Origin of the sequence: Rhodococcus sp. USK10 (genome assembly GCF_019378875.1) — a bacterium.
Lineage (GTDB): Bacteria > Actinomycetota > Actinomycetes > Mycobacteriales > Mycobacteriaceae > Rhodococcus_F > Rhodococcus_F pseudokoreensis.
Genome location: NZ_CP076048.1, coordinates 4,158,765 through 4,181,079, shown reverse-complemented (window position 1 = coordinate 4,181,079; position 22,315 = coordinate 4,158,765). Strand labels below are relative to the sequence as shown.

Below are 22,315 nucleotides of genomic sequence, written 5' to 3'. Positions count from 1 at the left end.
GTAGTTCGGCTATTTACTGCAGGTGCCGGTAGAGCCGTCCGTGGTTGCTGAACCAGGCGACATTCCCATCGGACCCCCGAACGAAGTTGGATCGGGTGCCGGTGGGTTCGAGGTCGGGGCCAAGGTCGAGCCCATAGTCGGTCTTGTACAGCGCAAGACCGAGATTCGGGACTGTCTGCTCATCCGGTAGGTAGGTGCCATCCGGGGCGTCGCTCATGTTGCCGACGAGCTGGCTGTCTTTGCTGCGGAAGTGGATCACGACGGTCCCCAGGGTGCCCGATTGATCGATGTCGTCGGTGGCATACGCCCCCTCGTAGGGCGCCAACTCGGCCGTGCTCAACTTCTGGGGCGTCGCGGGCAGGTTACTGATTCCGGCGAAGCGGCGAAGCGACCAGTCCTCGGCGAACAGTTCGTTGAGCAGTTTCCCTCCACCCTCGGAATTGGTGAGCACGGTCATGGCGAAGTTACGGCTGGGCACCATGAAGAACCCGGATCGTTGACCCGCCCAGGTCCCGCCGTGTTGGACGATCGTCTCGTTCTCCGCGGACGGCCGCAGCATCCATGTCACTCCCACGCCGGTGAGTTCGACCTGAAGTGTGCCGCCGACGCCTGGATTCGAACGCATGGCGATGAGCGAGTCTTTGCTCATCAACCGATCTCCGTTGGGTGTTGTGCCGTCGCCGAGGTGGAAGCGCGCGTAGCGCACCTGATCCCGCACGCTGGAAATCAACGATCCGGTCGGGTTGCAACTGCGCGAGAAGAACCAGAAGCCCGGGTCCACAACGGCTTTTCCGTCGTCGACGTTGTGTGAGGCTGCGATATTTTGGCCGATTATCTGGTCCGAGAAGAAGCGGGTGTGACTCAACTCGAGCGGGTCCAGCAGCATCTTCTGGACGGCGTCCTCGTAGACCGATCCGGTCACGGCCTCGACGATCCGCCCGGCCACAACCAACCCCGCATTGTTGTAGGCGAAGACCGTGCCCGGCGGGGTCTTTTGTGGGAGCCGGGTCATCGACGCCACGAACTTGGTTATCGCGTCGTCACCTCGACCGAAGTCCTGGAGGTCGTCACCGAGCCAACCCGAGGTGTGGTTGAGCAGTTGTCGCACCGTCGCCGTGGCGCTGGCGTCTGGATCGGCGACCGCGAAATCGGGCAGATACTGGCGTATCGGTGCCTCCAGGTCGATTTTGCCCTCGTCGACGAGGCGCATCACGGTCGTTCCGGTGAACGTCTTCGTCGTGGAGCCGATCCGGAACAGGGTGTCGCCGTCCACCGGGGTCGGGTGGTCGACATTGGTGACCCCGTACCCCTTGATGTACTCGTCACCGTCGGTAATGACGCCGACCGCAACCCCGGGGATCGCGTAGTCCCGCATCGCTTTGTCGATCTTGGCGTCGAGCTCGTTGAATGCTTCCTTCGCGTTCGCCGGGACGCTCGTGGCTGTGGTGGTCGACTCCTTCGACGAACATGCCGGCGACACGAGAACCGTCAACCCGGCGACCGCCCCGCCAAGCACCGCCCGGCGCGACAACTCGGGGCCACCGACGGCGAACACCTCGGTCGTCATCAGCGTGGCGGGAGAATGTCGTATGCCGGCAGTGGCGTCGTGTCCGTGCAGGATGTGTCCGGCTTCTCCGGATTGTCGAAAAACGACGCGATTATCTCGGCTCCGCACGGTGGCTCTGCATACACACCGTGTGCAGCTCCGGGCACTACCGCGACTATGGACTGCGAGAGATCCTTCGCGATGTAGTCGCCCCACACCGCTCCGGTCTGCCCGTCGTAGGTACCCGACAGCACAAGCGACGGGATGCCACTGACGGTGATGTCCCGGATCGAGTCAGGGGCCGTCGGCACGTCCCACACCTCGCAGGCGTCGCGCAGGAACGGCAGCTGTGGCGCCTGGGCCCGAACGGACTCCGGGAGTTCAGGGAATTCCTGTTCCGCCTGTTGCAGTGACTGCTCGACGGTCTCGAACGGGATCCATTCACGGCACCAAATGCTCAGGGTGAGTCCCCAATGGAGGACGCCCCTCTCCGGATGCCCCCACACCTCGGCCCACCGCGACGCAATGGGCTGCGCATTCCCGTGTGCGAGCTCATCGACCGTTGATGGGAACTCTTTCGGTAGATGGGTAGCCACGGGAACAAACCAGTTCAGCAGCATTCCGCCGTCGACGACAACCTTCGTCTCTCCTACACCCTCAACGTTGACCGTCGTGGTGATGGGCTTCGCTTCAAGCTCATTGACCAGCCGGATGAACGTTGCCCCCAGGTCGGGATAGCGCTCTTTGCATGCCGGCTGGTCCTCGCACGCCGTGACCATGTTGTCGAATGCTTGGCGAGCGCTGGCCCAGGTCCACCCCAGGGCACCAACCGATGGAGGCGTCACTCCGTCGAACGCGATCGACTCGATAGCGTCGGCGTCTTGACGCATGTAGATCAGCGCCAGGTCGGTACCGTAAGAGTGGGAGAACACATTCCACTTCTCGAGGCCGAGTGCCTTGCGTAAGTCAATCAGGTCATAGGTGCTCTCGGTCGAATTGAAGGCCGAGAGGTCAACGGTGGGAGCGAGGCGGTCGTGGCAGCCCTTCACCGCTTCTACGTACGCATCCCGTGTGGACTCAGCGTTCCACGCCATTCCGATCCGGTGGGCAAAGAACTCGAAAATCTCCGGGCAGGGCAACGGCGAGCTGGACGTGATGTTGCCGCGCTGTCCCATCAGGATCAGATCGCGATCACGGTTCAGCGGCACGTCCGGGTTGACCGGCGGGTCCGTGACCGCATCCTGACCGGGCCCGCCCATGAGAAAGACGATCGGAGCCTTGGCCGGCGGCTGCGTTTCCGACGGAACGATCGCAACTGCCAACCGCAAGGATCCGCTGTCTTCTCTGGTGCGGTTCACCGGTACCACCAATTCCCCGCAGCGAGCATTCTCCAGCAGTGGGACCGGATTTGGCGTCTGCGCGCACGGACCCTCGACAAGCTCCGCCGGCGGATGAGCCACAGTCGTCGGTGGCGAACCGGACGGATCGGAATTGCTGCCACACGCTGAGCTGACGAGAATCGAGACAAACACAATCGCCGTTATCTGGTTCACAAACCGCATGTCAACCACCCTGAATGGCGACCGCCCGAACCTTGTGTCCGGGCTCGGTCCGAGTATCTACTCGGATAAATCCTGGCACACCCATAGCATTGGGAGCGCCGTTACCGGCGAAGCGGCCACACCGGCCGCTGAAATCGGCCTCGATACCTCGGTGAGGACCGCCGTCGCCTTGGTGAGGGCGTCGAGTTTGCTGTCGGCGTGGGTGTGGCCGTTGTCGTGGCGGACTCGCATTCGCAGACCCCCCGATTCGATATCCATCGGTTCACCCAATATCGACCAGTCGGAAAGCCTTGCCTGTCATTACCTCAACGATACGTCCCGGCGGGCACGCTCTCGGCGTCACGAATGCGCCTGAGACCATGTGGAACTGAGCGTACCGATCGCCTGGGCGGGCTAGTTGATGCGTGATCCCCGGACGCGTTCTGCGTTGCGCGGCGGGAAGGGTTCGCCATCGTTGTATTCGCGTTCGAGAACGGCGAGGTAGCGGGCGAGGGCCTCGTCGACGAGGTCGGACCAACTGTCGGGGGCGCCGGCGATGTGGCCGATCGCGGCGACGGCATTCTTGCCGCCTTCGACCTTGGCGCGGTTGATGTAGATCGATTCCAGCGTCTTGTCCGCGGGTACCCGCGTGGTGGTCGTTTCCTCGTCGACGGCCACCGGCCCCGGCTGGGTTCCGTCGTTGGTGGCCGCTTCTCGTGCGACGTCCACGCCCTGCTCGACGAGGTTCGGCAGCCGCCGCTTGCGTTCGACGGGGCCGTTGACGAGGCCGGGCTCACGGGTCACGTTGATCAGGAGATCCTTCCGACGAGTTCTCGAGCACGTCCCGACCTGATGGGCGCCTGCGCGAGGCTGGGGACGGCGGTCGAGGGGGTTGCTGGCGAGGCCGGGTTTACGTGTCGCGGTCATCAGGACATCCTTTCGACGAGTTCTCGGGCGGCGTCGCGGTAGGCGCGTGCCGCCGACGACGATGGTGCCCACCTGACGACGGGTTCTTCGGCGCTGTAACTTTCGCTGACACGGACCGACTTCGGGATGATGGTGCGCATCGTCTGATCGGGGTAGGTCTCGCGGAGCGCGGCGAGGACCTGCTGGTCGATGATCTGGCCGAGTTCGACGCGGCCACACAGAATGTGGTTGAGCCGCGCGGTGGGGTTGAGCAGCTCGACCTGCTCGCTGATGTAGTTCTCGATCCGCATGAGCGCTTCGAGCTCCATCGCTCCCGTCATGACAGCGGCGAGCACGTCGGTGCAGGCGACGAGTGCGCTGATGGTCAGGTGGTCGAAGTCTCCGGGGCAGTCGAGGAGGTTGAAGTCGACATCGGGGGCGTCGGCGAGGGCTTTACGCAGGACGCCGTGCGCACCGGGCTTCTTGAGGAAGTAGGGCCCGACGGAATCGAGTTCCTTGGTGGCAGGAACGAGGTGGATCCCGGACGCGGTGATGGTGGTGGCATCCTCGATGCTCGCCACCATCATGAGCACCGACAGGACATCGTTGTCGACGGCCTCGGGCGTGGCACCGAGCCAGGTGGTGGCGTTGCATTGCGGGTCGAGGTCGACAACACGGACGGTGTAGCCGGCTTCGACGAGGGCCTGGGCGAGATTGACGGTGCTCGTGGTTTTGGTGGAACCACCTTTGTGGTTGACCACCGCGATGGTGCGGGTCATGGGCCTGTCCCTTCGTGCAATAAATAGTGCCGTAACGTGCACTGATCCGTCGGGGGTGTTCAGTGTCGCGTTGACGTTTCTCGTTCCGGCGAAGTCCTGCGATCATCGCTGACGGCGGACGATCTACTGTCACTATCGCGACGAGCACACAGGTCGCCACACACTGCCCAGACCGGTGATCCGTCACGGTCCCGATCTGCAGGATTCCGCGGATCGTTGTGTCGCGGTCTGCTTCTCCTGAATCGAAGCCAGCAGCTCGGTCAGGCCGGTGTCGGCCGCGATAAGCGCTGCGATGTAGTCGTTCGCGGTCATGCCATACGCCTTCGCGGCGCTGGCAGCTGCTTCCTTGAGCTCCGGAGGCACCAGCGCCTTGACCACAGCACGGGTTCCCTTACTGGGCCGCCCCCGGCGGCGGGAAGTAACGATCTCGGCCATACCCGCAATTCTGGGACCAGAAAGTCGAACGACCTAACCGCCACACCGCACCCCCCCCGGAATTTCTCGCGGCCGGGCATCGCTTGCAGTGCCCGAGAACTCGACAACAGGAAATACGGACCGCGGCGGATCACGTTGACCTACCGGTTTCCCGGAAGGCGGTGCGGGAAGCGGAATTCTCGTCACCAACCGCGCAAAAACCGGAAGTAAGCCGCCAAGGGGGCTGTGAGAGTGCTCCGGAACAGCGTCTTGCAGGTTCCACGTTTCGGTGTGCCATTGCTGCTTCGGTGGGCTCAGGCGTCAGGTACGTGACGACCGCGATCGGTTCGACCAGTTGGAAGAGGCGGCGGGCGGTGGCGTTTGACACCTGCGGACGGGGCAACGTCACGCAGGGGCGCCGAGCGGCGGGTGGTCGAGCACGCGTGGCTTGTACTCGACCAGCTGGATGCGGCCGTCGAAGGTCCGGTGCTCGATCATCTCGAGGGCGACGTCCGGGTAGCCGTCGTAGATGCGTTCTGCGCCCGTCGCCCCGGTGATCACCGGGAACATCACGACTCGGAAGCGGTCGACGAGTCCGGCCCGTAGCAGGGACCGGCACAGGCTGAGGCTGCCGATCGTGCTGAGGAGCCCCGAGCCACTCGCCTTCATGGCGCGGACCGTCTCGACGGCGTCGTCGCGGACGAGCGTGGAGTTGGCCCACGTCAGTGGCTCCTCGAGCGAGGAGGAGAACACCACCTTGGACGCTTGCGTGAGCTCGTCGACGGACGCCTCTTCTTCGGCCCTGAACTTGTCTTGGCCATTCGGGACCTCGCCGGCGGCGAAGCCTGACATCAGGCGGTAGGTGTTCGCTCCCATGAGGTAGGTGACCTCGGGCTGCTCGCCGAGCCAAGCGAGGTACTCCGGGCCCTCGAGGCCCCAGAACCCGGGCCAGCCCTCTCCCGATGCGTTGCCGTCGAGGGAGGTGATGAAGTCGACGAGAAGTTCTGACATGGCGGTGTCCTTTCCTCGGGTGTTACGAGTGTGGACCGGCCGCGGGCGACGAACTCATCGGGTCCGTTGGGTTGTTTCGATGATAGGTCGGCCATGGATCAGAAACCGTCGAATGGGAGACACCCAAAACAGCGCACAACTATCCAGAGCAGATCGTCTGATGTCCCGTTCGTCGCCCCGATTCGGGATTCGTCACCGGATGGAGCTATCGGGACCTCTGCGGCGCAGCTCGTTCCGGCAACGGCCGACTTTCGGGACGTGCCGGCCATCGTTAGTCAAATGGTGCGGCCGGGACGCTGGTGTTGTCGGGGTCTACCTGCCAGAGCGGAAACTTGCCTGGCACGCCTGACCGAGGAGGGCGATGCCTTCCTCGATGGAGCGCAGGGGAATCGCCCCGTAGCCGATGCGAAAGTGGTTGCGCGGCGGTACCGGCTGGGTGAAGAAGATGTCGCCGCGTTCGATGAGGACGCCGCGGGCCTCGGCCTCCCGCGCGAGCACCCGGCAGTCGAGGTTCTCCGGACCGGTCATCCACAGGCTGACCCCGCCGGGCGGGTACGGCTCCTGCGACCAGGGGAGGTACTTGTCGACGGCCGCGCACAGGCGTTCCCATTTATGTTTCATCTGGGTGCGGTGATGGCGCAGCGCGCGGTGATATTCGCCGCTGTCGATGAGCATCGCCAGTGCCCGCTGCTGATGACCGGGTGGGTGGCGCAGTACGTACCGGCGGGCTTTGCGCAGCTCACGCACCAGATCCGCGGGTCCGACGAGGTAGCCGAGGCGCAGACCCGGGGCCAGGAATTTCGAGAACGTGCCGAGGTACACGGCGTCGCCGCTGGAGTCGAGTGCCTTGAGCGCCGGGCTGGGGCTGCCGTGATAGCGGAACTCGCTGTCGTAGTCGTCCTCGACGATCACGGTGCCGGATTCCGCGGCGAGCTGCAGTAGACGCTGCCTGCGGTCGATGCCGAGCGTCACGTTGGTCGGATGGTGATGGCTCGGGGTCAGATACATCAGGTCGGTGCCGCGCAGCGTCTCCGGCGGGCGCAGGCCGTGCGCGTCGACGTCGATGCCGTACACCTGAGCGCCGGTGCGCAGGAAGATGTGTCGCGCGTCGAGGTAGCCGGGGTTCTCGATCGCGACGCGGTGTTCGGGTCCGAGGAGCACGCGGCCGACGAGGTCCAGTCCCTGCTGGGAACCGACGGTGACGAGTACCTCGTCGGCACCGGCCTCGATGCCGCGCGACGGCAGCAGGTGCTGGCGGATCATGTCGATCAGCATGGGGTCGTCCGCGCCGACGCTGTCCTGCAGGCTGGCGTAGGCATGCGGCTGGTACAGCGCGTCGCGCAGGCACCGGACCCACGCGCGGGCCGGGAAGCTGCGGATGTCGATCTGCCCGGCCAGGAACGGGTACGGGTAGCTGTGCCAGTCGAGGTTCTTCTCGATGTGCGGAACGTCGGCGTCGGGGTACCGCCGGATGCGGGACGACCAGTCGATGCGCGGGATGGTCGCGCGGGCGTCGGATGCGAGCGTCTCGATCATGTCGGGATTGACGAACATGCCCGAGCGCTGGTGGCTTTGAACGAGTCCCTCGGCGATCAGTTCCTGATAGGCCAGGTTGATCGTGTTCCGGGAGATCGCGAGATCGACCGCCAGTTCCCGTGAACTGGGGAGGCGGTGGCGTGGATCGAACAGCCCGTTGGCGATGCCGTGTTCGATCGCCCGTCGAACCTGCCGGTAGAGCGGTTCGGCGGAATTGCGGTCGATCTCGATCAGTGTTCTCGGCACGCATCGCCTCCTGTGGATCCAAAGGTGGCCAGGTGTGGGCCGACCCGGCACGCCGAGAAGTTCTCGAACGAGCACTTCTCAGTATGCCGGGCCGGCGACGATATCAAACGAGGTTGAGCGCTTCGTCGACGCCGATCGACTCGATGCCGAGTGCGGCACCGACGGCGTCGTTGGTGAGGCGTCCGGAGATCGTGCTGACGCCGGCGCGGAGTGCGGCGTTCTCCCGGGCCGCGCGGGCCAGGCCCTTCTCCGCGATCTGCAGCGTGTACGGCAGGGTCACGTTGGTGAGCGCGTACGTCGACGTGTGGGGCACCGCTCCCGGCATGTTCGCCACGCAGTAGAACACCGAGTCGTGGACCTTGAATGTGGGGTCCGCGTGGGTGGTGGGCCGCGAGTCCTCGAAGCAACCACCCTGGTCGATCGCGATGTCGACGAGCACGCTGCCCGGCTTCATCCGTGAGACCAGCGAGTTCGAGATGATCTTCGGTGCCTTGGCGCCCGGGACGAGCACGGCGCCGATGACGAGGTCGGCCTGCATGACCTCCTGCTCGATGGAGTAGGCGTTGGCGGCGAGGGTCCGGATCCGGCCCTGGTACATGCGGTCGGCCGCGCGCAGCTTGTCGACGTTCTTGTCGAACAGCACGACGTCGGCCCAGGTGCCTGCGGCGACGGCGACGGCGTTCATGCCCGATACGCCGGCACCGATCACGACGACCCGCGCCGGGGACACCCCGGACACGCCGCCGATCAGCACACCCCGGCCACCCTCCGGGCGCATGAGTGCCTGCGCACCGACGAGGGGAGCGAGCCGGCCGGCTACCTCACTCATCGGGAACAGCAGGGGCAGCGAACCGTCGGGAAGCTGAACGGTCTCGTACGCAACCGAATTCGTACCGGCAGCGAGCAGGGCCCGGGTGCACTCCTCGCCGGCGGCGAGATGCAGGTAGGTGAACAGCGTGAGGTCCGAACGCATCCGGTGGTATTCCTCCGCGATGGGCTCCTTGACCTTCAGCAGAAGTTCCGCGCTCTGCCACACGGCGTCGGCGCTGTCGAGGATCTTCGCGCCGGCTGCGCCGTAGGCGTCGTCGCCGATCGACGAGCCCTCCCCCGCACCGCGTTCCACGAACACGTCGTGCCCGTGGGCAACCATCTCGTGGACACCGGCGGGAGTGGCCGCCACCCGGTACTCGTGGTTCTTGACTTCCTTGGGGATACCGATCCTCATCTGAGACCTCCGTTAGCTGGGGCTGTTCGCCGCTCCGGCCACATGCCGTGGTGCCGAGCGATACCGAAGTCTGGATCACTCTGGCATGGGACCAGAAGGACCAGTTGGGGACCGTCTACGGGGACCAGTCTGGACCCATCGAATACCGCGCTTCTGGTTCTGACCTGCGGTCCGCCTCGTCGGTATGTTGTGGATCACAGCCAATCGACAACGAAGGAGATGGTCGTGGACGTCACCGAATTGCGAGCACGGGCCCGCCGGCACCTCGGACCTCATTTCACCCGCAAGGACACCTGGGAAAGCGACTTTCCGGTGTTCGTCCGGGGTGAGGGTAGCTATCTGATCGACACCGAGGGAGACCGTTTTCTCGACGGTCTGGCAGGTCTGTTCTGCGTGAACATCGGTCACGGCCGCGACGACATCGCGAAGGCGGCGAGCGAGCAGATCGGGACGCTGGCGTACGCGTCCAACTGGGGCAGCGCCCACATTCCCGCGATCGAGGCGTCCGCGCTGATCGCCGATCTGGCGCCCGGTGACCTCGGGACGACGTTCTTCGTCAACTCGGGTTCCGAGGCCGTGGAGACTGCCGTCAAGTTCGCCCGGCAGTACCACCGCAGCCAGGGCAACCCACAGCGAACCAAGATCATCAGCCGTGAGATGGCCTACCACGGAACTACTCTCGGCGCCCTCTCGGTGACGCAGCTGCCCAAGATCAAGGATCCGTTCGGCCCGCTGCTGCCCGGCGTCCGCTCCGTACCCAACACGCTCGGTTACCTCGGCGACTGCGGCCCGGCGAACGAACTCGACTGCATCGCCGCGATCGAAGCCGTCATCGAGGAAGAGGGCGCCGAGACCATTGCCGCCGTGTTCGCCGAGCCGGTCCAGAACGGCCGCGGCGCGCTGGTCCCGCCGGACGGCTACTGGGCCGCGTTGCGCGCACTGTGCGACAAGCACGGGATCCTGCTGGTCTCCGACGAGGTGATCTGCTCGTTCGGCCGCCTCGGGCACTGGTTCGGACACGGACTCACCGGTGTGGTTCCGGACATGATCACGTTCGCGAAGGGCTCCACCTCCGGATACGCCCCGCTCGGTGGCCTGATCGTGCGTGAGCAGCTGGTTCGTGAGCTCTACGACTCGCCCAAGGGCGGCGTGTTCACCCACGGCGCGACGTGGGGCGGACACCCGGTGTCGACGGCGGTGGCGGTCGCGAACATCACCGCGATGCGCGACGAGAACGTCCTCGGCAACGTCAGCGCACGCGGACCGAAGCTGAAGTCGGCACTCGATTCGCTGATGCGCTCGCACCGCTGCGTGAAGGACGTCCGCGGCACCGGATTCTTCTACGCGATCGAACTGATGGCGGACAGCGACAGCGGTCGCGAGTTCACCGAGCAGGAGTCGCTGACGGTGCTGCGCAAAGTGCTGCCGGAGGCGTTCGCCCGCACCAAGGTGATCCTCCGCGGCGACGACCGCGGTGCCACGATGCTGATGATCTCGCCGCCGCTCGTCGCCGACGACGAGGTGCTCTCGGAACTGCTGCACGGCATCGACAGCATGCTCACCGACATCGAGAAGGCAATCCAGCCGTAGGGAAGGGCACCTTCCCCGAGTTCCAGCGGGTGGCGGTCGTCGTGATCGACGACCGCCACCCCTCTTCGTATCGACGGGAGAGCGAGGCCATGGCCCCGGGCGCCACCACTGCACCACCCACCGACGCTGCACGACTGAATGATTCGTCTCTGATCGACCACTGGACCGCCACCCTGAGCGGCCGCAACCGGACCGTCGCGCTCGCGGACGGAGAGGACGGGCGTGCGATCCGTGCGGCGCACCATCTGCACCACAAATGTGTCGTCGCTCCGCGCCTGTTCGGGCGGCGGGACGTCATCCGGCGCACCGCCGAGGCCGCGGGCATTCCGCTGGCAGAGGAACTCGTCGTCGACCTGGACGAGGCCGCCACCGATCCCGCGATCCGTGTTGCCGTTGCATCGGGATTCGCGAAGTATCCCGACCGGATCGAGTCGGCGCTGTCGGATCCGGTGTGCCTGGCCGCGGCGGCAGTGCGCGCCGGGGTGGTCGATGCCGGAGTCGCGGGTGCGAGCAGACCCACGTCCGACGTACTGCGCGCCGGACTGCGCATCGTCGGGCTCGCCCCGGGTTCGAGCATCCTGTCGAGCTCATTCCTGATGTTGCTGCCGGACGGCAGGCAGTTGACGTTCTCCGATTGCGCCGTCGTCCCCGACCCGACGGTCGAGGAACTGGTCGACATCGCGCTCGCCGCCGGCGCCACCCATTTCCAGCTCACCGAGCAGGCCCCGATCGCGGCGATGCTGTCGTTCAGCACCCAGGGCAGCGCCAGTCATCCGCGCGTGGAGAAGGTCCGCGAGGCCGCGGAACGGGTGCGCGTCCGTGACCCGCAGTTGCACGTGGACGGAGACCTGCAGTTCGACGCCGCGCTGGTCGCCGAGATCGGCGCGTCCAAGGCGCCCGGGTCACGGGTCGCCGGCCGCGCGAACGTCCTGGTGTTCCCGAACCTCGACGCCGGCAACATCGGGTACAAAATTGCCCAGCGGCTCGGTGGTGCAATAGCCTTGGGACCCATCCTGCAAGGATTGGCCGCACCGTGGAACGACCTGTCCCGCGGATGCACCGGCAACGACATCGAATTGATGGCGCTGGTGAGCGCAGTCCAATCCCTCGCCATCTGAGCGGCGGACCGGCACGGGACCGTGCCACCGGATCGAGAAGGGAGTCGCGATGACGATGCTCCTCGTGGGTGCCCTGTGCATCGGCATCGCCTCGGTCATCGGAGGGGCGACCGGGTTCGGGACGGCCCTGATCGCGACGCCGGTGATGCTGATGATCGGATTCGCCGTTCCCGAAGTGGTATTCGTCAATCTCGTCGCCGGGCTGATCACCCGCATCGGCGCGGCGTATCACCTGCGCGAACACATCAGCTGGGGACGGGTGGCACTGCTCGGTGGGGGCAGTCTGCCCGGCGCCTGGCTGGGTGCGGTCACCCTCGGACTGGTGCCGGAACAGTATCTGAAGCCGGCTGCAGGAGTCGTCGTCATGCTGTGCGGGGTCGCGATGGCACTCCCGACCCGGACGCACACCACCCGGACCCCCTCCACCACCGCGCACGTCCTCACCGGCTCCGTGGGCGGCTATCTGGGCACCACGACGTCCCTCAACGGACCGCCGCCGGTGTTGTTGCTGATGCGCGCGCGGTTGCCACCGCTGGCGTTCATCGCCGATCTCGCAGGCTATTTCATCGTCGCCAACGTGATGGCGCTCGGTGTCCTGTGGTTCCACGACGAGATCACGGAGTCGATGTTCTGGCCGCGCCTCCCGATCTTCGTGACGGCGGCGGTGATCGGCAACGTCGCCGGACTGGCGATCGCCAGGCGACTGCCGCCGGGCGTGTTTCGGTCCGCCGTCATCGTGCTGGTGATCGCCGCCGGCGCGGCAACGTTCCTCCTCGGCTGAGCGCGCTCAGTTCTCGGCCCCGACCCGGCGGACCAGACGCACCAGTTCGCCTGCGGGACCGTCGAGCTGACGCGCGCCCCGCCACACGGCCCGAAGAACCCGGTCGAGTTCGAGGCCCTCGACGTCGATCACCTTCAGCTCCCCGGCGGCGACCTGTTCCGCGACCGCGAGGGTACTCATCACCGCCGGCCCGACCCCGGCCAGCACGCTGGTACGAATCGCGGCGGCGCTGCCCAGTTCGAGAAGCGGTGCCGCCCGTTCGTATTCCTGCAACGCCACGTCGAGCGTGGTCCGGGTGCCCGATCCCGGTTCCCGGACCAGGAGCGGCGTCACCGCCAACTCGCTGACGGACAGTGCTTTTCGGCGCCGCGCCCACGGATGGGTGGGGTGGACGACGACGACCAGTCGGTCGCGGGCCACCGTGAGACTCTTCAACGGACGCGGCACCGTCGGCGATTCGACGAACCCGACATCGCAGATCCTGTTGTCGATGCGCTCGAACACCTGAGTCGAGTTGTGCACCTGTAAGTGAATGGTGACGTCGGGATGCAACCGGCGAAACTGTCCCAGCCACCCCGGCATCAGATGTTCCGCCACCGTCATGCTGGCGCCCACCGTCAACTCGGCCGAACGTTCCGCGCGCAGCCCCTCGGCCACATCGAGCAGCCTGCCCGCATCGGACAGCACCCGGCGCGCCCAGTGCGCGATCACCGTGCCCTGCGGCGTCAGGATCGAACCCGTCGGGCTGCGCTGCAACAGGCTCATGCCGAACTGGCGCTCGAGCTGCTTGATGGCGCGACTCGCGTTCGGTTGTGCCATTCCCGCGAGTCTGGCGGCAGCGCTGAGGCTTCCGTGGTCGTCGACTCCGACGAGTAATTCGAGCACCGGAAACTCCGGCCATTTGCGGGACATACGTCGAGTATATGACCACTACGCAAGACATATCTGATTGATATGTGTTCATGCCGAAATGACGGCTATCGCACAGTGCCGCAATGACGGACCGTAGGAGCATGAGCAGTCAACTGAGCGAATCGAAGTCCGAGGAACAGCGCGTCGAGAGCGCGGGAACGCTGCCGCGACTGCAGACCGCCACGGCCACTGTCCTTCCGGGCCTGGCGCTGTGCGCCGCGGCCACCGCCCTCGCGATGGGCATCGGCCGGTTCCTGCCGACGGTGAGCCCCCTGTTGATCGCCATCGTGCTCGGCGCCGTACTGTCGAACGTCGCACGCCTGCCCGAGCGCCTCCGTCCGGGACTGCAATTCTCCGCCAAGAAACTGCTCCGGGTCGGAATCGCCCTCCTCGGCCTGCAGTTGATGTTGAGCGACATCCTCGGACTCGGCTGGGGCGTCATCGTCGTGGTCGTCTCGATCGTCTGTCTGGGCATCGTCGGCACGATGTTCGTCGGCAAACTGCTCGGCCTCAGCTGGACGCAACGCCTGCTCATCGCCTGCGGGTTCTCGATCTGCGGTGCGGCCGCGGTCGCGGCGGTGGACGGAGTCGTGGACGCCGACGAGGAAGAGGTGATCACCGCGGTCGCACTCGTCGTCATCTTCGGCACCCTCATGATCCCCGCGATCCCCCTGCTGTCGCGGGCGCTCGGACTCTCGGACACCGACGCCGGCCTGTGGGCGGGCGGGTCGATCCACGAGGTCGCGCAGGTCGTCGCGGCCGGTGGAGCGATCGGCGGTGCTGCCCTCGGCGTCGCCGCGGTGGTCAAGCTGGCCCGCGTCCTCATGCTCGCACCGGTCATGGCCGTGCTCAGCGTGCGGCAGCGCTCCCTCGCCGGTGACGACGCAGACGTGAAGCGCCCGCCGCTCGTCCCGCTGTTCGTCGTCGCGTTCCTCGCCTGCGTCGGCCTGCGGTCCTCCGGCCTGCTGCCCGCAGGTCTGCTCGCCGACGCCAAGATCCTGCAGACCGCGCTCCTCACCGCCGCGATGTTCGCCCTCGGCGCCGGCGTCCAGATCGCCACCATCAAGAAGGTCGGCGCCCGCCCCTTCGTCCTCGCCACGATCTCCACCGTCTGGGTGGCCTCGATCGCGCTGGTCGGCGTGCTGCTCGCGGGGTGAGCACGTCCCCACCGCTCCTCTTCCACGACGAACGGGACGCTCGTTGCATCTGACGCAACGAGTGTCCCGTTCGTTGCAGAAGGGACGGAGAAATCCCGGACAAATTTTGATCAAGGCTTTCATTATTTTGTGAGCCGGGTTACTGTGGTCACCATCAATCAAACCTTTGATTAGTTAGGTGCATCGCATGAGCCCGACAAGCTTCGCGTCCTCGGCCGACCTCGGCGAGAAGGAACAGACCCTGGAAGTTCTCGCCGACGGCGTGTACGCGCTGACGGCCGAGGGCGATCCCAACATCGGCGCCATCGAGGGCGAGGACTTCGTCGTCTGCTTCGAGGCGCTCGCCACCCCGGTGGCCGCTCAGGACTGGTTGCGCAAGCTGCGCGAACACACCGACAAGCCTGTCCGCTACCTGGTGCTCTCGCACTACCACGCCGTCCGCGTGCTCGGTGCGTCCGCGTTCGACGCGGAGACCATCGTGTCGCACGAGACCACCCGTGCTCTCATCGAGGAGCGTGGAAAGGAAGACTGGGCAAGCGAATTCGGTCGTATGCCGCGCCTCGCGAAGGCCGCCGACTCGGTGCCCGGACTGACGTGGCCCACCCTGACGTTCGCCGACAAGCTGACCATCGACCTCGGCGGCGGACGCGGCGACCTGGTGCTCCAGCACTTCGGCCGCGGGCACACCGAAGGCGACATCACCGCGTGGCTGCCGAAGCAGAAGATCCTCTTCGCCGGCGACCTCGTGGAGGCGCAGGCCGCGCTCTACACCGGCGACGCGTTCCACCGCGACTGGTCGACCGGCACCCTCGACGCCATCAAGGCACTGGGCGCCGAGGTCCTGATCGGCGGACGCGGCGCCGTCTCCCACGGCCGGGAGGCCGTCGACGCCGCGATCGAGCAGACCCGCCACTTCATCGAGGTCATGCTCGCCGAGGTCGGGGCGGTGCAGCAGCGCGGCGGCACCCTGAAGGAGGCGTTCGAAGCCACCCACGCCGCACTGAACGAGCAGTACGGGCACTGGCCGATCTTCGAGCACTGCCTCCCGTTCGACGTCTCCCGCGTGTGGGACGAACTCTCCGGCATCGAACGGCCCGTCATCTGGACCGCCGAGCGCGACCGCGAGGTCTGGGACCAGTTGCAGGGCTGACATCCGTCACCGTTTCACACTGACAAGGCGAGGATCATGGGAAGACGACACACCCGAGGCGGCACGGTCACCGTCGTGGGCAACGGCCCGGTGGGGCAGACGACGGCGCTGCTGCTGGCGCGCTGGGGCATACCGGTCACGTTGCTCGACGCCCGGGCCGAACGCGATCCGATCGGGTCGAAGGCCATCTGCCAGCAGCGGGACGTCCTCGAGGTGTGGGACGCGATCGGCGTCGGCCGTCAGCTGGCCGACGAGGGTGTGACGTGGGGGTGCGCCCGCACGTTCCACCGCGACCACGAGCTGTTCGCGCAGACGTTCGTCGACCGCGGCATCTCGTCGTTCCCGCCGTTCGTCAACATCTCGCAGGCCCGCACGGAGGAGCTGCTCGACGAGCGGATCGCGGCCACACCCACGATCGACGTCCGGTGGGGACACGAGGCGACGTCCGTCGACCAGGACGAGACCGGCGTGACCATCACGTGCCGCACGGACGACGGTGACCGGGTGGTCGAGTCCGACTACGCCGTGGTGGCGGTGGGGTCGCGGGGCAGCACGATCCGGCAGCAGCTGGGGGTCACGTTCGACGGCCGCTCGTTCGACGACAAGTTCCTCATCTGCGACATCGCCGCCGACATCCCCGGCTGGGCCGACGAGCGCCGCTTCTACTTCGACCCCGAGTGGAACCCGGGCAGGCAGGTGCTCATCCACCCGTGCCCCGATTCCACGTTCCGCATCGACTGGCAGGTGCCCGGCGACTACGACCTCGAGGCCGAGGAGCGGTCGGGGGCGCTGGACGAGCGGATCCGGAAGATCATCGGCGACACCGACTACCGCATCGTGTGGAAATCGGTGTACCGCTTCCACTCCCGGGTGGCGAACCGGATGCGCGTCGACCGGGTGCTGCTCGCCGGCGACGCCGCGCACATCGTGTCCCCGTTCGGCGCCCGCGGTCTGAATTCCGGTGTCGCCGACGCCGAGAACGCCGCCTGGAAACTGGCATTCGTGCTGCGCGGCTGGGCGGACGAGTCGCTGCTCGAGACGTATCACACCGAGCGGCACGCGGCGGCGGTCGAGAACATCGCCGTCACGACGGCGACGATGGACTTCCTCGTCCCGCAGTCGGACGAGCAGCACCGGCACCGCCGCGACGTGCTCACCGCGGCGGTCACCGATCCGCAGGCTCGGGCTCAGGTCGACAGCGGCCGCCTCGCCGAGCCGTTCTGGTACGTCGAATCACCCTTGACCACAGACGATCCGGGACGGATCTTCGCCGGGCGCCCGGATCGTGGATGCACACCGGCCGCGGCGCCGGGAATCCTCGTGCCCGACACCCCGGTGACGCTGCGCGACGGTGGCGGCACCCGGCTCCGCGACATCGCCAGGAACGGCATCCTGCTGCTGCTCGGTGACGGTGTGGACGCCGACGAGATCCGCACGGCGGCCCTCGGCGCGGTGCACACACCGATCCGTCTGGTCCGGCTGTCGGAGATCGACACCACCGGTGCCCTCACCGCCGCGCTGGACGCGAAGCCCGGCGAGGTGTGGGTCATCCGCCCCGACGCCTACGTCGCGGCCGTCACCGGCACCGTCGACGGTCTGGTGTCCGCTCTGCACAGGATCACCGAACCCGTCGCCGACGTGATCAACTCCGTGCCAGCCGTTCCGGATCCAGATCGAGTTTTCGCAACAGCTGCGCGTTGAGAGCGCAGACGGATGCTTCCCGTCAATGCGCGACGGGGACCAGTTCGGCGATCAGGGCCTCGACCCGCGCCTTGATCTCGTCGCGGATCGGTCGTACGGCGTCGACGCCCTGCCCGGCCGGATCGTCGAGCGCCCAGTCCCGGTAGCTCGTGCCGGGGAAGACAGGGCAAGTGTCGCCGCAGCCCATGGTGATGACGACGTCGGAGGCCTGCACGGCGTCGACGGTGAGGACCTTCGGGGACTGGTCGGCGATGTCGATGCCCAGTTCGGCCATCGCGGCGACGGCGGCCGGGTTCACCTGATCGGCTGGGGCGGACCCCGCGGAGCGGACCTCGATCCGATCACCGGCGAGTTGGGCGAGAAATCCCGCGGCCATCTGGGAGCGGCCGGCGTTGTGGACGCAGACGAACAACACGCTGGGCGTGGTCATGAGAGCGAACCTTCCGTGGCGGATGTGCGGAACCGGGAGCGCAGCGCGAGCGAGACGTAGACCAGGCCGACGAGGACGGGGACCTCGATCAGCGGTCCGACGACACCGGCGAGGGCCTGCCCGGAGGTGGCGCCGTAGGTGGCGATGGCGACGGCGATGGCGAGTTCGAAGTTGTTGCCGGAGGCGGTGAACGCCAGGGTGGTGGTGCGTTCGTAGCCCAGGCCCATGACGGCGCCGAGGGCGTAGCCGCCGCCCCACATGATCGCGAAGTACGCCAGCAACGGGATCGCGATCCGGACGACATCGAGCGGCTGGGAGGTGATCTGGTCGCCCTGGAGGGCGAAGAGGATCACGATCGTGAACAGCAGGCCGTACAGCGCCAACGGTCCGATGCGGGGAAGGAATGACGACTCGTACCATTCGCGGCCCTTGGCCCTTTCCCCGAAACGGCGGGTGAGGTAGCCGGCGAGCAGGGGGATGCCCAGGAAGATGAGCACCGACTTCGCGATCTGCCACGGCGAGGTGTCGATGGTGGTCTGCTCGAGACCCAGCCAGCCGGGCAGCACCGACAGGTAGAACCAGCCCAGGGCGGCGAACATGATCACCTGGAACACCGAGTTGATCGCGACCAGGACGGCGGCGGCCTCGCGGTCGCCGCAGGCGAGGTCGTTCCAGATGATGACCATGGCGATGCAGCGGGCCAGGCCGACGATGATCAGGCCGGTGCGGTATTCGGGCAGGTCCGGCAGCAGCAGCCAGGCGAGGGTGAACATCAGCGCCGGGCCGAGGACCCAGTTCAGTAGCAGGGAACCGATCAGCAAGCGGCGATCGCCGGTGATGGTGTCGAGTCGGTCGTAGCGGACCTTCGCCAGCACCGGGTACATCATGATGAGCAGGCCGAGGGCGATCGGCAGCGAGATGCCGTCGATCTCGACGGCGCTCAGGGTGTCGCCGAGGCCGGGGATCATCCGGCCCAACAACAGCCCGGCGACCATGGCGACGCCGATCCACACCGGCAGGAACCGGTCGAGGGTGGAGAGTTTGCCTACGACGGCCGGGTGGTGGTGTTCGGTGGCGACCTCACTCATGCCGGCACCTCCGTCGCGGTGCAGGCCTCGGACGGGACCACCGGCCCGCCCTCGGTGAGCAGCACGGCAGACAGTTGCTGCAGCGCCGAGGGGATCACCCAGTAGTAGACCCAGGTGCCGCGGCGTTCGCAGTCCAGCAGTCCGGTCTGGCGCAGCACCTTCAGGTGGTGGGAGATGGTGGGCTGGGACAGGTCGAACGACGCGGAGATGTCGCACACGCACGCCTCGCCCCCGGCATGGGACGCGATCAGCGACAGCAGGCGCAGGCGGACCGGGTCACCGAGCGCCTTGAACATCCGCGCCAGATCGCCGGCCCAGTCCTCGGTCAACGGCGCGCGTGCCAGCGGTGAGCAGCAGGCACCGCTCTCCGAACTTTGATTCGACATATGCCGATATTGACAGGTATCGAATCAATGGGCAACCCAGCAGGCGATGCGCTGCTGGTGTGTACGGTCTCGCGAACCTACGCTGGGCCGATCCATCCATTGAGGCTCTCTGAGTCCCGGCAGAGGGAACACCTACAGCCGTACCGACGATCGCGGCGCGTGCCGCGACAAGAGCGACGCGTGAAGCATTGCGGCCCTTCATGGGAATCCTTCCGAGACGGGATGGGCGCATGGGTAACCAAGCCCCCCCGTTATCAAAGTGATTACAGCGCAGCCGCTTCCGACTGACCGTCACGAACGCAACAAGCCGTCGCCAGCGAACAGCGCACTGCATGTACTTGCCTTTTCGCACGCAAGGGCCGAGTCCCGGGCGCATCAAAGTCCTTCAGGGTTAGTCAGCGCGATCCGGTGAACAAGGGAACTCCCAGTGGAGCGCTCTTTGATTCCGAACTCGCGCCCGCGCTGACATCTCCAGCAATCCCCCTCTTTTCGGCAAAGAAAAATCCCGACCAGATGGTTTGAAACAACAGATACTCTGCGCCCGCAGCATGTTCAGTAGCTTCGGCAAGTATTCAAATCATCTCCACTGGAACATGTTTCAGCGCCGATTCCCTTGAAGCGCTGCTGACTTACGTGGTGCCCACCCGCGAGACGGGCCTGTGCGCCTTACCTGCCGCACTAGCACGCGCTGTCATTGCTTCCCCCGCTACGGGCGCACGACACCACGGGATCAACTCCACACCGAGCGAAGCCCGCCGTGCAGGCGGCCAACTGAGCGAGTCGAGTAACGGCAACCCGACATCGATGCAGGTTGCCGTCAGAGGGCCTCGACATCCAGCAGGTGTTCGATGCCGCGAAGATCCTCCGCGTTGCGGGTGACGAGTCGGGCGTTGTTCGCGTGCGCGGTGGCGGCGATCACAAGATCGAGGGCTCGGGGCTGAGATTTGCGGCCGTACGCTTGCACAGCAGCGGCCAGCTGCCCGTAACTTCGAGCGACACCGGCGTCGACGGGTAGGGGTTCGAACTTGCGTTCCACGGCGATCAGTCGCTGCAACCTCTGAGCTCGCTGCTGCGCGGTGGGCGCGACCAGGAGTCCGAAGTGCAATTCCGCCAGGCTCACGGCACTGATCGCGACCTCCCCTTCAATGGGCGGGGCATCGTTCGCGATCAGGATGCTCGTATCGAGCACTGTCCTCACCGGGACGCCCAGGGGTCCGCGATCGGATCGTCGATCAAGTTGCGGTCCGCTTCCCACGTCGGATCGGTGTCGGTCTGAAAGATGTCGGCGACCTCGTCGAAGGCGCACCACGTCTTCCGCCCAGCCGGGCCGAGGATTGCGCTCGGCCGGCCGGCGACCGTGATCAGCATCGTCTCCCCAGCTTCGGCACGTTTGACGTAGTCGCTGGCATGCTGGCGCAGTTCCCTCAACCCCAAACTCTCCATACCCCATGGTAGCACTAATGCTACTTCTGTTGTTCGACGATGGATAGCGAACCGAGAGGGCGACTACGTGGGCAGCCTTCGGCTGCGGACGTCGCAGACGAGCTCGGTGGCGGTGGTCCATCCGTCACCTTCGAGCCAGGTCAGGATCGCCGGAGGCAGGTCCTCGCCGTGCGAGCCGGTGAGCAGCGGGCTTGTGAGGGTAGAAGATTCTGGTCAACCCAGGGCTCCGTACCTTTCAGGTCCCGTAGTGCCGGCATCGGTCGGCTAGAGCGATCCACTTACGGATCGGAATCTGCACAGCCCGCTTCGTAGTGGTTGAGGAAATGACAGGGAACTGAGACAGATTGCTGTGGCCATGCCGTGAGACGAGCAACAAGCCCGCAGGTCGCGGCGTCTCAGAATGCCACCGGCAGCGAGACCCTACACGGTGACCGAGGGCCGATGCGGGCTACCGCTTGCGCGCGGTGACGAGCAGGTACTCGGCTTCGTAGTGCGTCCGACCGGGCGCATCGGCCCTATTCCACGCGGTGAGGAATTGCAGGAAGTCCCGCTCGAGGTTCGCGATCCGGCCCGGATCCGCGGCATTGCGGCGGTACACGGCGATCGTCGGGCCGTAGTTGCGTTTCCAGAACTCCCGGAACTCGGTCGGGTCTGCGAAGCGGTCGATCACGAGCGACTGGCGGTGCGCGTCGAGCGCGGTCACCCGGTCGCCGAACAGGTCGCGGACGTGTTGCTCGTCGCCCCACAACGGCGGCGGGGTCGCACCGGGCGGCGGGGGCGGTGCGTAGGGTGCCATGGTCTTGAACAGGTTGCCGATCAGGCCCTGCGGTGTCCAGTTGATCATCGCGATGGTGCCGCCGGGCCGGCAGACGCGCAGCATCTCGTCGGCGGTTCGCTGATGGTGCGGCGCGAACATGGCCCCGACGACCGAGATGACCGCGTCGAAGCTGTCGTCGTCGAACGCCAATGCCTCGGCGTCGGCCTCGACCCAGTCCAGCTCGACGCCGCGCTGGGCGGCGATCGCTCGCCCGGTGTCGAACAGTTCCGGCGTCAGGTCCGACGCGACGACGGTGGCGCCGCGCGCTGCGGCCGGGATCGCGGCGTTGCCGCTGCCGGCGGCGACGTCGAGCACCCGCTGGCCGGCGCGGATTCCGGCTGCCTCCACGAGCACCTCGCCGAGGGTCGGAATCAGCTCGGCGGCGACGGTCGGGTAGTCGCCGGAGGCCCACAACGCCCGGTGCTTGGCCTTGAGCGAGCGGTCGGTGTCTGTATCGGTGGGAATGGTGGTCATGTCGTTTCCTCGTCCTCGATGGTGGGTGCCGGGATGTCGGCACACCAATAGACGACGGCCGGCC

General features: G+C 66.3%; 21 protein-coding genes. 6 read left to right on the top strand and 15 right to left on the bottom strand.

Going from position 1 to position 22,315, the window contains the following annotated elements; genetic code table 11:
- Positions 1-13 precede the first annotated feature (13 nt).
- From I1A62_RS26200 to ald, 8 genes are all read right to left on the bottom strand, one after another.
- Entirely contained in the window at positions 14-1,567 is a 1,554-nt protein-coding gene (locus tag I1A62_RS26200) for a serine hydrolase (protein ID WP_219461043.1), read from the bottom strand.
- Entirely contained in the window at positions 1,567-3,108 is a 1,542-nt protein-coding gene (locus tag I1A62_RS26195; protein ID WP_257890932.1) for an alpha/beta fold hydrolase, read from the bottom strand. Before I1A62_RS26195 ends, I1A62_RS26200 begins: the two co-directional genes overlap by 1 nt.
- 393 nt (positions 3,109-3,501) lie before the next feature.
- Positions 3,502-4,014, bottom strand: coding sequence for a hypothetical protein (locus tag I1A62_RS26190; protein ID WP_219461042.1), 513 nt, complete (start codon positions 4,012-4,014; stop codon positions 3,502-3,504).
- On the bottom strand, positions 4,014-4,772 hold the full coding sequence (locus I1A62_RS26185) for a ParA family protein (RefSeq protein ID WP_219461040.1): 759 nt from the start codon (positions 4,770-4,772) through the stop codon (positions 4,014-4,016). The genes I1A62_RS26190 and I1A62_RS26185 overlap by 1 nt, the downstream gene beginning before the upstream one ends.
- Before the next feature lie 183 nt (positions 4,773-4,955).
- On the bottom strand, positions 4,956-5,207 hold the full coding sequence (locus I1A62_RS26180) for a hypothetical protein (protein WP_257890931.1): 252 nt from the start codon (positions 5,205-5,207) through the stop codon (positions 4,956-4,958).
- A gap of 384 nt (positions 5,208-5,591) precedes the next feature.
- On the bottom strand, positions 5,592-6,197 hold the full coding sequence (locus tag I1A62_RS26175) for a dihydrofolate reductase family protein (protein ID WP_124394874.1): 606 nt from the start codon (positions 6,195-6,197) through the stop codon (positions 5,592-5,594).
- Positions 6,198-6,509: 312 nt separating this feature from the next.
- Positions 6,510-7,979 (bottom strand): PLP-dependent aminotransferase family protein, encoded by a 1,470-nt coding sequence (locus I1A62_RS26170; RefSeq protein ID WP_124394875.1) that lies wholly within the window; start codon positions 7,977-7,979, stop codon positions 6,510-6,512.
- A gap of 103 nt (positions 7,980-8,082) precedes the next feature.
- Positions 8,083-9,204 (bottom strand): alanine dehydrogenase, encoded by a 1,122-nt coding sequence (gene ald, locus I1A62_RS26165; RefSeq protein WP_124394876.1) that lies wholly within the window; start codon positions 9,202-9,204, stop codon positions 8,083-8,085.
- Positions 9,205-9,423: 219 nt separating this feature from the next.
- On the opposite strand from ald, the gene I1A62_RS26160 reads away from it, so the two are divergent.
- The 3 genes from I1A62_RS26160 (at position 9,424) to I1A62_RS26150 (ending at position 12,693) form a co-directional block, all read left to right on the top strand.
- Positions 9,424-10,794, top strand: a complete 1,371-nt coding sequence (locus I1A62_RS26160) for an aspartate aminotransferase family protein (protein ID WP_192582056.1) — start codon at positions 9,424-9,426, stop codon at positions 10,792-10,794.
- Positions 10,795-10,883: 89 nt separating this feature from the next.
- Positions 10,884-11,912, top strand: a complete 1,029-nt coding sequence (locus tag I1A62_RS26155; RefSeq protein WP_219461431.1) for a phosphotransacetylase — start codon at positions 10,884-10,886, stop codon at positions 11,910-11,912.
- Positions 11,913-11,961: 49 nt separating this feature from the next.
- Positions 11,962-12,693 carry a sulfite exporter TauE/SafE family protein gene (locus tag I1A62_RS26150; RefSeq protein WP_219461037.1) on the top strand — a complete coding sequence of 244 codons (732 nt, stop codon included), beginning with the start codon at positions 11,962-11,964 and terminating at the stop codon, positions 12,691-12,693.
- 6 nt (positions 12,694-12,699) lie between these two features.
- Here the strand turns inward: I1A62_RS26150 and I1A62_RS26145 are convergent, their stop codons facing one another.
- Entirely contained in the window at positions 12,700-13,605 is a 906-nt protein-coding gene (locus tag I1A62_RS26145; RefSeq protein ID WP_219461035.1) for a LysR family transcriptional regulator, read from the bottom strand.
- 101 nt (positions 13,606-13,706) lie between these two features.
- On the opposite strand from I1A62_RS26145, the gene I1A62_RS26140 reads away from it, so the two are divergent.
- From I1A62_RS26140 to I1A62_RS26130, 3 genes are all read left to right on the top strand, one after another.
- Positions 13,707-14,762 carry a YeiH family protein gene (locus I1A62_RS26140; protein ID WP_219461034.1) on the top strand — a complete coding sequence of 352 codons (1,056 nt, stop codon included), beginning with the start codon at positions 13,707-13,709 and terminating at the stop codon, positions 14,760-14,762.
- 187 nt (positions 14,763-14,949) lie between these two features.
- Entirely contained in the window at positions 14,950-15,912 is a 963-nt protein-coding gene (locus I1A62_RS26135; RefSeq protein ID WP_219461032.1) for an MBL fold metallo-hydrolase, read from the top strand.
- A 36-nt stretch (positions 15,913-15,948) separates the two neighbouring features.
- Entirely contained in the window at positions 15,949-17,613 is a 1,665-nt protein-coding gene (locus I1A62_RS26130; RefSeq protein ID WP_219461030.1) for an FAD-dependent monooxygenase, read from the top strand.
- A gap of 22 nt (positions 17,614-17,635) precedes the next feature.
- On the opposite strand, the gene I1A62_RS26125 is transcribed toward I1A62_RS26130, so the two are convergent.
- From I1A62_RS26125 to I1A62_RS26100, 6 genes are all read right to left on the bottom strand, one after another.
- Positions 17,636-18,043 (bottom strand): arsenate reductase ArsC, encoded by a 408-nt coding sequence (locus tag I1A62_RS26125; RefSeq protein ID WP_124396469.1) that lies wholly within the window; start codon positions 18,041-18,043, stop codon positions 17,636-17,638.
- Positions 18,040-19,131, bottom strand: coding sequence for an ACR3 family arsenite efflux transporter (gene arsB / locus I1A62_RS26120; protein WP_219461029.1), 1,092 nt, complete (start codon positions 19,129-19,131; stop codon positions 18,040-18,042). The genes I1A62_RS26125 and arsB overlap by 4 nt, the downstream gene beginning before the upstream one ends.
- The gene (locus I1A62_RS26115; protein WP_219461027.1) at positions 19,128-19,517 is read right to left on the bottom strand and encodes a helix-turn-helix transcriptional regulator; all 390 of its coding nucleotides are present in this window, start codon (positions 19,515-19,517) and stop codon (positions 19,128-19,130) included. Before I1A62_RS26115 ends, arsB begins: the two co-directional genes overlap by 4 nt.
- An 817-nt stretch (positions 19,518-20,334) precedes the next feature.
- The gene (locus tag I1A62_RS26110) at positions 20,335-20,706 is read right to left on the bottom strand and encodes a type II toxin-antitoxin system VapC family toxin (protein WP_257890929.1); all 372 of its coding nucleotides are present in this window, start codon (positions 20,704-20,706) and stop codon (positions 20,335-20,337) included.
- Positions 20,707-20,711: 5 nt separating this feature from the next.
- Positions 20,712-20,960 (bottom strand): type II toxin-antitoxin system Phd/YefM family antitoxin, encoded by a 249-nt coding sequence (locus I1A62_RS26105; RefSeq protein ID WP_124396472.1) that lies wholly within the window; start codon positions 20,958-20,960, stop codon positions 20,712-20,714.
- Positions 20,961-21,408: 448 nt separating this feature from the next.
- Positions 21,409-22,251, bottom strand: coding sequence for a class I SAM-dependent methyltransferase (locus I1A62_RS26100; protein ID WP_219461025.1), 843 nt, complete (start codon positions 22,249-22,251; stop codon positions 21,409-21,411).
- Positions 22,252-22,315 lie beyond the last annotated feature (64 nt).

Excerpts from the sequence above, each read along its gene's own strand:
- I1A62_RS26200 (WP_219461043.1), bottom strand. The coding sequence starts at position 1,567 with ATGACGACCGAGGTGTTCGCCGTCGGTGGCCCCGAGTTGTCGCGCCGG.
- I1A62_RS26195 (WP_257890932.1), bottom strand. The coding sequence starts at position 3,108 with ATGCGGTTTGTGAACCAGATAACGGCGATTGTGTTTGTCTCGATTCTC.
- I1A62_RS26190 (WP_219461042.1), bottom strand. The coding sequence starts at position 4,014 with ATGACCGCGACACGTAAACCCGGCCTCGCCAGCAACCCCCTCGACCGC.
- I1A62_RS26185 (WP_219461040.1), bottom strand. The coding sequence starts at position 4,772 with ATGACCCGCACCATCGCGGTGGTCAACCACAAAGGTGGTTCCACCAAA.
- I1A62_RS26180 (WP_257890931.1), bottom strand. The coding sequence starts at position 5,207 with ATGGCCGAGATCGTTACTTCCCGCCGCCGGGGGCGGCCCAGTAAGGGA.
- I1A62_RS26175 (WP_124394874.1), bottom strand. The coding sequence starts at position 6,197 with ATGTCAGAACTTCTCGTCGACTTCATCACCTCCCTCGACGGCAACGCA.
- ald (WP_124394876.1), bottom strand. The coding sequence starts at position 9,204 with ATGAGGATCGGTATCCCCAAGGAAGTCAAGAACCACGAGTACCGGGTG.
- I1A62_RS26160 (WP_192582056.1), top strand. The coding sequence starts at position 9,424 with ATGGTCGTGGACGTCACCGAATTGCGAGCACGGGCCCGCCGGCACCTC.
- I1A62_RS26155 (WP_219461431.1), top strand. The coding sequence starts at position 10,884 with ATGGCCCCGGGCGCCACCACTGCACCACCCACCGACGCTGCACGACTG.
- I1A62_RS26150 (WP_219461037.1), top strand. The coding sequence starts at position 11,962 with ATGACGATGCTCCTCGTGGGTGCCCTGTGCATCGGCATCGCCTCGGTC.
- I1A62_RS26145 (WP_219461035.1), bottom strand. The coding sequence starts at position 13,605 with ATGTCCCGCAAATGGCCGGAGTTTCCGGTGCTCGAATTACTCGTCGGA.
- I1A62_RS26140 (WP_219461034.1), top strand. The coding sequence starts at position 13,707 with ATGAGCAGTCAACTGAGCGAATCGAAGTCCGAGGAACAGCGCGTCGAG.
- I1A62_RS26135 (WP_219461032.1), top strand. The coding sequence starts at position 14,950 with ATGAGCCCGACAAGCTTCGCGTCCTCGGCCGACCTCGGCGAGAAGGAA.
- I1A62_RS26130 (WP_219461030.1), top strand. The coding sequence starts at position 15,949 with ATGGGAAGACGACACACCCGAGGCGGCACGGTCACCGTCGTGGGCAAC.
- I1A62_RS26125 (WP_124396469.1), bottom strand. The coding sequence starts at position 18,043 with ATGACCACGCCCAGCGTGTTGTTCGTCTGCGTCCACAACGCCGGCCGC.
- arsB (WP_219461029.1), bottom strand. The coding sequence starts at position 19,131 with ATGAGTGAGGTCGCCACCGAACACCACCACCCGGCCGTCGTAGGCAAA.
- I1A62_RS26115 (WP_219461027.1), bottom strand. The coding sequence starts at position 19,517 with ATGTCGAATCAAAGTTCGGAGAGCGGTGCCTGCTGCTCACCGCTGGCA.
- I1A62_RS26105 (WP_124396472.1), bottom strand. The coding sequence starts at position 20,960 with ATGGAGAGTTTGGGGTTGAGGGAACTGCGCCAGCATGCCAGCGACTAC.
- I1A62_RS26100 (WP_219461025.1), bottom strand. The coding sequence starts at position 22,251 with ATGACCACCATTCCCACCGATACAGACACCGACCGCTCGCTCAAGGCC.